The organism is Coleofasciculus sp. LEGE 07092, assembly GCF_015207375.1.
Taxonomy (GTDB): Bacteria; Cyanobacteriota; Cyanobacteriia; order Cyanobacteriales; family Coleofasciculaceae; genus LEGE-07092.
Genome location: NZ_JADEWY010000069.1, coordinates 23,984 through 35,042 on the forward strand (window position 1 = coordinate 23,984; position 11,059 = coordinate 35,042).

At 46.3% G+C, this 11,059-nt stretch carries 8 protein-coding genes and 1 riboswitch; of the genes, 1 reads left to right on the plus strand and 7 read right to left on the minus strand.

From position 1 onward, the window contains the following. Positions 1–9: 9 nt before the first annotated feature. Complete coding sequence (locus IQ257_RS17125) at positions 10–573, minus strand: Uma2 family endonuclease (RefSeq protein WP_193874607.1); 564 nt, start codon at positions 571–573, stop codon at positions 10–12. A 146-nt stretch (positions 574–719) separates the two neighbouring features. After that, positions 720–816, plus strand: a riboswitch (TPP riboswitch). 6 nt (positions 817–822) lie between these two features. Between IQ257_RS17125 and thiC the strand changes: the two genes are divergently transcribed. Next, positions 823–2,205 (plus strand): phosphomethylpyrimidine synthase ThiC, encoded by a 1,383-nt coding sequence (thiC, locus tag IQ257_RS17130; RefSeq protein ID WP_193874609.1) that lies wholly within the window; start codon positions 823–825, stop codon positions 2,203–2,205. Positions 2,206–2,319: 114 nt separating this feature from the next. On the opposite strand, the gene pyrE is transcribed toward thiC, so the two are convergent. The 6 genes from pyrE to asnS all read right to left on the minus strand — a co-directional run bounded on the left by pyrE (position 2,320) and on the right by asnS (position 10,962). Next, positions 2,320–2,934: an orotate phosphoribosyltransferase gene (gene pyrE / locus IQ257_RS17135; RefSeq protein ID WP_193874611.1), complete on the minus strand. Its 615-nt coding sequence runs from the start codon at positions 2,932–2,934 to the stop codon at positions 2,320–2,322. A gap of 276 nt (positions 2,935–3,210) precedes the next feature. Further along, complete coding sequence (locus tag IQ257_RS17140) at positions 3,211–4,719, minus strand: ATP-binding protein (RefSeq protein WP_193874613.1); 1,509 nt, start codon at positions 4,717–4,719, stop codon at positions 3,211–3,213. A gap of 5 nt (positions 4,720–4,724) precedes the next feature. After that, the gene (locus tag IQ257_RS17145) at positions 4,725–5,168 is read right to left on the minus strand and encodes a response regulator (RefSeq protein WP_193874615.1); all 444 of its coding nucleotides are present in this window, start codon (positions 5,166–5,168) and stop codon (positions 4,725–4,727) included. Beyond that, complete coding sequence (locus IQ257_RS17150; protein WP_193874617.1) at positions 5,165–7,171, minus strand: ATP-binding protein; 2,007 nt, start codon at positions 7,169–7,171, stop codon at positions 5,165–5,167. The genes IQ257_RS17145 and IQ257_RS17150 overlap by 4 nt, the downstream gene beginning before the upstream one ends. Continuing rightward, complete coding sequence (locus IQ257_RS17155) at positions 7,164–9,311, minus strand: PAS domain S-box protein (RefSeq protein ID WP_193874619.1); 2,148 nt, start codon at positions 9,309–9,311, stop codon at positions 7,164–7,166. The genes IQ257_RS17150 and IQ257_RS17155 overlap by 8 nt, the downstream gene beginning before the upstream one ends. A gap of 259 nt (positions 9,312–9,570) precedes the next feature. Then, complete coding sequence (gene asnS / locus IQ257_RS17160; protein ID WP_193874621.1) at positions 9,571–10,962, minus strand: asparagine--tRNA ligase; 1,392 nt, start codon at positions 10,960–10,962, stop codon at positions 9,571–9,573. Positions 10,963–11,059: the final 97 nt, after the last annotated feature.

Below are 11,059 nucleotides of genomic sequence, written 5' to 3' on the forward strand. Positions count from 1 at the left end.
AGGCGATCGCTACAATAATTCTGCCTCTTCAAAAATCTGCCGTGTGGTTAGTTTTAATTCAGGAAGTAACGCATCTACAATAGGCTTATTATCCGTATAAACTTGAATCGATTCATCGGATAAAAAGACTCGAATACTAATAGATTCAGGGTCTACAACCCAAGCTCGTGACACTCCCGCTTCTAAATAATCTTTAGCCTTATCTTCAAATTCCTTCATCGTCTGATCTGGAGAGATAATCTCAATTACTAGTTCAGGACACTCTGGACAGGCTTCATTCCGCTTCCAGCTTTTGGGTAAACGTTCATAAGAGATATAGGTCAAATCCGGTACAGGTGCCCAATCTTTACCCTGACGTTTCAAGAGAATTGCCCACTCTGAACCCACTCTACCTTTCCCCTTACACCAGGTACGGAGAAGAATAATAAAAGCTGCCTGTAAGGTTGAATGAAAATATTTGGGAGACACTTTAGGGATTGCCTGACCATCGACAAACTCATAGTTTACATCTCCTTCTGGAAGCGCTAAAAATTCTTCGAGAGTGAGTTTGATGTCTGTGCTTACCTTGACCATGAGCAATACAACTGAGTGCTGACACCCCTATCTTAATAGTTAGATATTTGAGAGAGCGATCGCCTGCCGTCATTTCACAAGTTCCTGCAAAACGTAAATTTTTGAGAAGCTCTAAGTCCCCACCCGACTGAGATGGTACGATAAACAACCATAGCTAGGGGTGCCTGAGCAACCAGGCTGAGATTACACCCTTAGAACCTGAGACTGGTTAATACCAGCGAAGGGAAGCTGTCTATAAAGGAACCCAATATGCGAACAGAATGGATTGCCAAGCGGCGTGGGCAGAGTAACGTCACGCAAATGCACTACGCCCGCCAGGGTTTGATTACAGAAGAAATGCACTACGTTGCACAGCGGGAAAAGCTCTCACCAGAGTTGATTCGGGATGAGGTAGCACGGGGACGGATGATTATTCCCGCTAATATCAACCACACGAACCTAGAACCGATGTGCATTGGCATCGCCTCAGCGTGTAAAGTCAATGCCAATATTGGAGCCTCCCCTAACTCTTCTAATCTGCAAGAAGAAGTCGATAAGCTCAATTTGGCAGTAAAGTACGGTGCTGACACCGTAATGGACTTATCCACTGGCGGCGGCAACCTAGATGAAATTCGCACGGCTATTATTAACGCCTCACCCGTACCCATTGGCACCGTGCCAGTCTACCAAGCGCTTGAAAGCGTCCATGGCAATATAGAAAACCTGACACCATCCGATTTTCTGCACGTCATTGAGAAACACGCCCAACAGGGAGTAGACTATATGACAATCCATGCAGGGATTCTCATAGAACATCTGCCCTTAGTGCGAAATCGGCTGACGGGAATTGTCTCTCGCGGTGGTGGTATCCTTGCAAAGTGGATGCTTCACCACCATAAGCAAAATCCTCTTTACACCCACTTCCAAGACATTATCGAGATTTTCAAAAAATATGATGTCTCCTTCAGTTTGGGAGATTCCCTGCGTCCGGGTTGCGCCCACGATGCCTCTGACGAAGCACAACTAGCAGAACTCAAAACCCTCGGACAATTAACTCGCAAAGCTTGGGAACATAATGTGCAAGTGATGGTAGAAGGTCCAGGTCATGTACCGATGGATCAAATTGAGTTTAATGTCAAGAAGCAAATGGAGGAATGCTCTGAAGCACCGTTCTACGTGCTTGGACCTCTAGTAACAGATATTGCTCCCGGCTACGACCATATCACCTCTGCAATTGGGGCAGCCATGGCAGGATGGTACGGGACGGCAATGTTATGCTATGTGACTCCTAAAGAACACTTAGGACTTCCCAATGCTGAGGATGTGCGCAGTGGTTTAATTGCCTACAAAATTGCCGCCCATGCTGCCGATATTGCACGGCACCGTCCAGGCGCACGCGATCGCGACGACGAACTCTCCCGTGCTCGCTACAATTTCGATTGGAATCGCCAATTTGAGCTAGCCCTCGACCCCGATCGCGCACGAGAGTATCACGATGAAACTCTACCTGCCGACATTTACAAAACGGCAGAATTCTGCTCAATGTGTGGTCCCAAGTTCTGCCCCATGCAGACTAAAGTTGATGCCGATGCGTTAACTGAACTGGAGAAGTTTCTGGCGAAGGACGCAAAGGAACCCGTAACTCAGAGCTAATCTTGGAAGCCTAGCAAGCTACAGAGTCAACCTATCAATTATCCCGTAGGACAGGCATCTTGCCTGTCAAGGGCAGGCATTAGCTAGCGGCACGCAGCACAACCCCTGCCCTACTTACGGTAAAGTCAGTTGCTTGTATCGCTCTTGCACATCCTCGATAGTAAACAAAGCCTGAAACCTTAACCCAGCAGATTCATATAATTCTGCTCCCCCTTGCAATCGGTCAACCAAAGCCAAGACGTGCTTGACTTGATAACCTGCCTCTCTCAGCCGCTCAACAGCTTTCATGGCTGATTGTCCAGTCGTTACCACATCCTCCAAAACGACCACCTTGGCACCCGATTGCAGGCTCGGACCTTCAATATACGCCATCGTACCGTGTCCTTTCGCCTCTTTACGGATAATCAGCGCTGGGATAGGTCGATTTTCCAAGGCAGAAACTACGCTTACTGCACTCACCATGGGGTCGGCTCCCAGAGTTAAACCAGCAACTGCCTGGGTATCGCTTGGTAGTTGGGACAGTAGCAGCCGTCCAATAGTCAATGCTCCTTGCGGGTGGAGGGTGACTTGCTTGCCATTGATGTAGTAAGAACTTCGCTGCCCAGATGAGAGAACAAAATCCCCCTCTTTATAAGCTAGTTTGCACAACAAATCCAGCAGGAACTGGCGCTGGGAGGTGAAATCTATTGAGCTGTCGGGGTGAAGCGGTTGTTGAATTTTTTCAATCATGAGACTCAAGAACGTCACCAATGAAAAAGAGTTGAGAACTCACTAACACTACACTGAATTCCCAAAACCCACCCTTAATGTAACAAACGCTACCAAACAAACCCGAACGTGAGAGAGCGTCGGGTACACTTTAGAGGGACAAAGCAGTGATTCCATTAAGATTATCATCAACTCAGCAGATTCGATTGGTCATCAGGAACCCCTGACGAATCGCTTGACATTAAGCCAAAATTATGTGTTAAGGAAAGGGAGTAGGGAATTTTTAAATTACGTTTTTTACGGCAACTGTGAAAATAATGGCAGCATGACTTTAAATGTTGTCCCAACGCCCTCTCCACTCTCTACCTCAATCTGACCCTTATGTAAATCCACACATCGTTTTACAATAGAAAGTCCCAGTCCTGTGCCTTTAATTTGTCCGACATTACTGCTGCGCTCAAACGTTTCAAACAGACGGTTTTGGTCTTTTAAGGGAATGCCAATTCCTTCATCTTTGATTTGGAAGGTTGCCGTACCATTTTGACAGGTTATGTTAAACCCGATATTACCCCCTTCAGGGGAATATTTGATGGCATTGGAGAGTAAATTAGCGAGGATGTGCTGCAACAGAAATTCATCCATCTCAACCTGAGTAGCATCCCCTTGATAGGTCAAGGTAATATTGTGCTGACTGCTGGCATTAAAAGTTAACGTTTCGGTGAGTTCGTCGCAAAACTCTTTTAAATTGAGAGGTGTGGGTTGGTACTGAAGTTTCCCTGACTCAGCCCTGCCAAGGAGTAAGACTTCATCTAGCAGTTGGAGCACATTTTTGATAGAACTTTGAATCCGCTCAAAGTATTTACTTTTTTTCTCTTCTGTTAATTTTTGATTATATTTTTCGATTAATTCGGCAGAGAACTGAATAATAGTCATGGGAGTACGGAACTCATGGGAAACCATGGAAAGAAAGCTGGTTTTTAACTCGTTGAGTTCCTGTTCTTGTTGTAATGCCTTGACGATTTCTGCTTCAGCTCGTTTGCGATCGCTAATATCCCGACCTTCGGCAATTAGCATGATGACTTTCCCCGTCTCATCCTTTAAGGGTTTGAGGGAAAAATCAACCCACACCATCCCATCACCAGCACCGCGCATCTGAACTTCACCTCGGACAAACTGCTCCTGACGCGCATTCGCAGTGGCAGTTTTCAACCAATCCTGAGTAGCTTGGGAGTAATTCCAAGATTTTAGCTCCCACAGCGGACGACCAACAATATCCTCTTGTTTAGAACCACAAAAATCTAGGGCAGTTTGGTTAATTTCTAGGACATTTCCTTCGGGACTTAACAGCCGCATCGATTGGAATGTCTGCTCAAAAATCCCCCGGAAGCGGCGTTCGCTCTCCTGTAGCTGCTTCAGTATTTGTCCGCGCTCGATGGCATAGCGGAGAGTACGAAACAGCAATTGATCCGTGATTTGTCCCTTAACTAAATAATCCTGCGCTCCAATTGCTACAGCCTCTAAAGCAAAATCTTCATCATCAAACCCCGTCAATACTACAATAGGAATTTCTGGTAAGGAGGTATGAAATTCTGCTACAGTTTCCAACCCATCAGAATCAGGAAGAGAAAGGTCTAACAAAACTGCATCTATGGAATCAGAATTACCGATGTCTATCGCATCACTCAATCGCTCAACATGGACTAAATTCCACCCGTCCTTGCCTAAGCGGTAAAATATCTGGCACAGTAACATGGCATCACTAGGACTATCCTCTACCAAGAGGATACAAATGGGCGTTTTATACATTGATTTTACTCCTTTGGTAGTTTGACGGCGGCTAACCAAAAATCATTAATCAACTGCACCAACTCGATGAATCTATGAACGTCAATTGGCTTGGTACAATAGCAGTTGGCATTAAGCTGATAAGACCTGAGAACATCCTCCTCATCTGCTGAAGTCGTGAGAACCACAACCGGGATGAGTTGTAAATTGGGATCGGCTTTAATTTCGATGAGTACTTCCCGACCATCCATCCCTGGTAAATTTAAATCTAGTAAAATCAAGTCGGGACGAGTGGCATCAGCATACTCTCCCTCCTGTCGCAAATACTCCATTGCCGTCTCGCCATCTTCAACCCAGTTCAGCTTGTTAGTAATCTTGCCATTCTGGAAGCCTTTAATCGTTAAATTAGCATCGCTGGGAGAGTCTTCAATCATTAAAATTTCAATCGGTTGTAACATTTGGCTGTTCATGAAAGTTCGTTGCTAGGTTCGGGATTGATGGGGATAGTAAAGTAAAACGTAGTCCCTACTCCAGGTTGAGATTCAGCCCAGATGCGTCCGCCGTGACGCTCGACAATCTTTTTACAAATCGCTAAACCCATGCCCGTACCAGAAAACTTTTTGTGGGTATGGAGGCGTTTGAAAAGGACGAAAATCCGCTTCAGATACTGAGGTTTGATGCCAATGCCGTTATCATGAAGACTAAAAAACCATTTGTCTCCCTTTAATTCTGTGTTAATAGAAACTTGTGGAAAATCATCCTGGCGGTGAAACTTAATAGCGTTCTCAATCAGGTTTTGAAATAATTGTATCAATTGGTTCTTGTTGGCAATGAGTGTCGGTAAGGAGTTGTAGGTAATGGTGGCGTTAGTTGCTGCGATCGCCTCTTGTAAATTTTCCAGCACCTGACGCAGCACCTCGTTACAATCTGTAGGAGCCAATTTTTGAGAGCCACTTCCCAAGCGGGAATAAGTCAGCCAGTCTTGAATCAATTGCTGCATCCGCTTTGAGCCTTCCACGACATACCCCATATACTCATGAGCAGACTCATCAAAATTATGTTGGTAGTCCTGTGCCAAAAGTTGGGTATAACTAACTACCATCCGCAGAGGTTCTTGCAAATCGTGAGCGGCTGCAAAGGAAAATTGTTCGAGTTCCTGATTCGTGCGTTGAAGGTGTGTTGTTAGTTCCTTTAGTTTTTGCTCTACAGCGATGCGATCGCTAATTTCTGTTTGTAAGGTGGCATTAGTTTGGCTGAGTTCGCGGGTTCGTTCCTGAACCCGTTGCTCTAAGGATTCGTTAACGGTTTTTAACGCTTGTTCTTGCTGGCTCAGGGTTTTAAATAAACTCGTCAGAGATTGACCCAAACTATTGACTTCATACTGACCACTCCCTTGAGTAATTTTTACATTGCGATCGCCTTGACGGAACTGCTCGGCGGCTTCAGCTAATCGTTGTAATGGGTTAGTAATTCGACCCGCCATCAGCCAACCACCCCAAAATAATAAAAGACCAAATCCGAACCCCCAGCCAAGAATCTGCTGTTGCAGTTTCCGAGCGGGTGCAAAGGCAATTTCTGTATTTTTCCGCAATAGCACCACCCATCCCAAGCCAGGATAATCTCGATACCCTACAGTGGGTGCAAAACCTGTGACATAGGTTTTTCCGTCTGAACCCGTTTCTACTCGATGACCTATTTTTCCCTGATGAGCTGCTTGTACGCTGGCTAATTCTAATTTCTGAAATCGCTCTTTAATCGTTCTCGGTGCCAGTAAGACTTTGCCTTCTTGACTGACGACAAACATTTCTATCGGAAACGGACTTTGAGAGAATCGAAGTGAAGAGTTTTCAACATTCCTCGCCCATTCCCAAGTTAAATAAGCCGCTAGCACACCTATGTGATTTCCTTGGTTATCAACTACAGGTACGGCTATATCAACAAAACGGAGAGGTTCTCCCGTTGAGTTGGGGATTAATTTTGCCAGAAGCCGCGCTTCATGAACATCACTGATGAACGGTCTTTTTTGTCCGTGGATAAACCAAGGTCTTTGGGAAATATCTTCACCTTCTAGCAATTTATCAGTACTCGCTCGCACAATGCCGGAGCGATCAGCAAAACCGATCCAAGCATAGTCAGGATAGGTTTTTTGTAGCGTTTCTAGTACTTCTCGTTGTCTCGATGCAGGCGTTTGAGGATTGATGAACTCTTCACGGGTACTACGGATTTGGATATCTCGGTAGCGCTCGAACATTCCACGATCAAGTTTATCAGCTACTTGATATGCCAATTCCGCCAGGTATTGACCGTTATCTTCTTGAATATGACGCTGCACAACTTGCCCCATAATCGCACTGCTGACAAAGGCAAGCAAAAACGTGATACCGCCAAGGGCGAAACCGAGTTGAGTGCGAATGCTATTCGGTTTCAGCCGCACCCGTGGGATTGTTTTCCTGAAAAACTGACGGCTAATCATCGGGATTCGTCCCTAATTCAAGTGAGGAGTCAGCCGCTTGGGGAATGGTAAAGTAAAACGTGGTTCCCATTCCTGGCTGAGACTCCACCCAGATGCGTCCTTTATGACGTTCGACAATCTTTTTACAAATCGCTAAACCAATACCAGTCCCAGAAAATTCTTTGCGGGTGTGGAGGCGTTTAAAAATGATGAAAATTCGTTCCAGATACTGAGGCTTGATGCCAATTCCATTGTCCCGCACGCTAAAGAGCCATTCCCCATCATTTAATTGGGCTTCAATGTGAACTTGGGGTAATTCTCCCTTACGATTGAATTTAATGGCGTTGCCAATCAGATTTTGAAATAGCTGTACTAATTGGTTATTATCGGCTATCAGGGTGGGTAAGGGTTGATGGGTAATGCTGGCGTTAGTTTCTGCGATCGCTATTTGCAGATTATCCAATACCTGATGCAGCACCCCATTACAATCAACTGGGGCAAACTCTCGAGCGCGACTGCCAACACGAGAATAAGCCAGCAAGTCTCGAATCAACTGTTGCATCCGGGTTGCGCCATCCACGACGTAACCCATATACTCTTGAGCCGACTCGTCAAAACGGTCTTGGTATTCCTGTGCTAACAGTTGGGTGTAACCTGTCACCGCTCGCAATGGCTCTTGTAAATCATGGGATGCCACATAAGCAAACTGCTCGAGTTCCTGGTTAGAACGCTTTAAATCTGCTGCCAATTGCTCTAGCTGCTGCTGCGCTTCGATCCGTTCGGCAATTTCTGTTTGTAAGCTAGCATTCACCTCGGCTAATTCCCGTGTCCGTTCTCGAACCCGGACTTCTAACTCGTCCTTGGCATTTCTCAGCACTTGCTCTGCCTGTTTCTGAACGGTGATATCCTGGGACATGAGCATCCCCGCAAAGATTTCTCCTTGCTCATTCCTGACCGGAAGCGTATGAACTTGGTAAATTCGGTCAGCGTAAGGAATTTCTGAACTCTGGGTTTCTCCCGCTAGCGCTGAACGATAAAGTGGCTCTAAGGTGGCGTAGGTTTCCGGTGGTAAGACTTCCCGAATCGTTTTCCCTTCTAATTGCTCTTTGGTAAAACCAGTGCTTGTTAAGTGTGTGCCTTCTGCGAGGATATAGCGTAACTCCCGGTCAAACAACAAAACAGCACCATTGGGAAAGTTTCTGGCAAAGGTGCGGTAAAGCTCCTCACTTTTTCGCTGTGCTTCTTCTGCTTGTTTGCGATCGGTGATATCGGTACTCGTACCCACCCATTCCTTTATGCTGCCATCGGCTTCCAGGATAGGCACACCTCTAGCAAAAAAGTCCCGATAACTGCCACCTTTAGTTCGCAAGCGATATTCAGTTTCATACAAACTTTTGCTGGCAATGGCTTCAGTCCAATCTTTAAGAGTACGTTCGCGATCATCCGGGTGAATCACCTCCACCCATCCAAATCCCTGCGCCTCCTCCGGATTTTGACCCGTAATAGCTTGCCAGCCTGATGTTCCCCGCGTTCTACCTTCAGGATCGGTAATCCAGACGAGCTGAGATGTGGCAGTGACGAGGGAGCGATACCGTTGTTCGCTCTCGTGTAGCGCTTCTGCTGACTTTTTGCGTTCTGCACTTTCTAGTTGCAGTTGCTCCAGAGCTTGCCTTAACTGAGCTGTGCGCTCCTCAACTCGAATTTCTAACTCGTCCTTGGCTCGTTTTAGTGCTGTCTCTGCCTGCTTGCGATCGCTGATATCTTGAATCTGAGCAATAAAATACAGGGGTTGACTCTCGCGATCGCGCACCAATGATCCGCTCAGGAGAATCCATATAATACGTCCCTGCTTATGGAAATACCGCTTCTCCATCTGATAGTGACTAATCTTGCCACTCAGCAGTTGCTCCACATAGTTGAGGTCGGCATCCAAATCATCAGGATGCGTGATATACTGAAAGGTTATAGCGAGTAATTCTTGCTGTGAATAGCCGAGAAGTTTGCACAAGGAGCGATTGAGTTTCAGCCAACGTCCATCCAGTGCCACTAGCGCCATACCAATAGCAGCGTACTTAAAGGCACTGCGGAAGCGTTCTTCACTTTCGTATAAAGCCGCCTCCGGGTGCTTGTCCTCTGGGAAGCACTCCACATGGGTTTCCATTCAGATTACTCTTCAGTGTTTTTATCTAACTTCCTTATTAAGTTAAAATTAACTCCCTAGAAGTTGCCTCCGTGAACTTAGGGTATATTTCATCATCTTCGTGTCGTAGAGGAAGCAGAAACGGCGGAATGCGATCGCTTACATTTAGTCAAACAACCAAAATTAGTCCGCCGCATTCACCACAACCTCTGCGTACCTCTGCGCTAACCTCCGCGTACCTCTGCGCTAAATAACAAATCCCCCCTCCTCAGCCTTCTCCTCAAAACTCCGCACTCAAAGGCGTCCGAGGGAACGGAATCACATCCCGAATATTCCCCATCCCCGTCATAAACTGCACCAACCGCTCAAACCCCAAACCAAATCCCGCATGGGGAACCGTGCCATAACGCCGTAAATCCAAATACCACCACAAATCCTCTGGATTCATCCCCTGATTCTCAATCCGTCGCTGAAGAACCTCAAGGCGTTCTTCCCGCTGAGAACCGCCAATAATCTCACCAATCTTAGGAGCAAGCACATCCATTGCCGCAACTGTCTTGTCGTCCTCGTTCAAACGCATATAGAAAGCCTTGATCCCCACCGGGTAATTGCTGACGATAACCGGTTTTTTAAACAACTCTTCTGCTAAATAGCGTTCGTGTTCAGACTGCAAATCCAATCCCCACTCAACCGGATACTCGAACTGGCGATCCGCTTTTTCCAACAGAGCGATCGCGTTTGTATAACTAATTCGCTCAAATTCATTATTGATAATATTCTCAGCCGTTGCCAGCACCGTATTATCAATCCGCTGGTTAAAAAACTCCATATCCTCCGGGCATTGATCCAGCACCGATTTAAAGATGTACTTCAGAAACTCTTCTGCCAAATCCATATCCCCATGCAAATCGCAGAACGCCATCTCCGGTTCCACCATCCAAAACTCTGCTAAATGCCGGGAAGTATTAGAATTTTCTGCCCGAAACGTGGGACCAAAGGTATAGACATCCCGGAATGCCATCGCCATCACTTCCGCTTGCAATTGACCACTGACGGTAAGATAGGCAGGGCGTCCAAAAAAGTCTTTACTGTAATCGACTTCTTTCCCCTCCGTCATGGGAACGGTTTTTAAATCCATGCTAGTAACGGTGAACAACTCACCCGCCCCTTCACAGTCATTCGCAGTAATCATCGGGGTGTGAACCCACAAGAACCCGCGTTCCTGAAAAAACTGATGGATAGCACTAGCACAAGCATTCCGCACTCGGAATACTGCCCCTAAAGTATTGGTACGCGCTCGCAAATGCCCAATTGTCCGCAAAAATTCAAAAGAATGGCGTTTCTTCTGGAGGGGATAAGTGTCGGGATCAGAGTCACCATATACGTTTACCGAAGATGCCTTCAACTCAATTCGCTGCCCCTTGCCAGGGGAAGGCACGAGTACACCCGTCACCTCTACGGATGTCCCCGTATTGAGCTGTTTCAGAATCGTTTCATAGTCAGGTAAATCTGGATTGAGAATGACTTGCAAATTTGCCATAAAGGAGCCATCGTTAACCTCCATAAAGGCAAATTCTTTCAATTCTCGTTTTGTGCGTACCCAGCCTTTAATCGTCACTGACTCATCAGGCTGACTTGTTCGCAAGATTTCCGCAATCCGTCGCTCTACCATCGTTTTACCAACTCGTTACTGAAAAACGCCAATACCCGGAAAATTAATAGGCTCTAACTCCAGTTTAATGCGATCGCGTTTGGGGATCGCTCAGGAT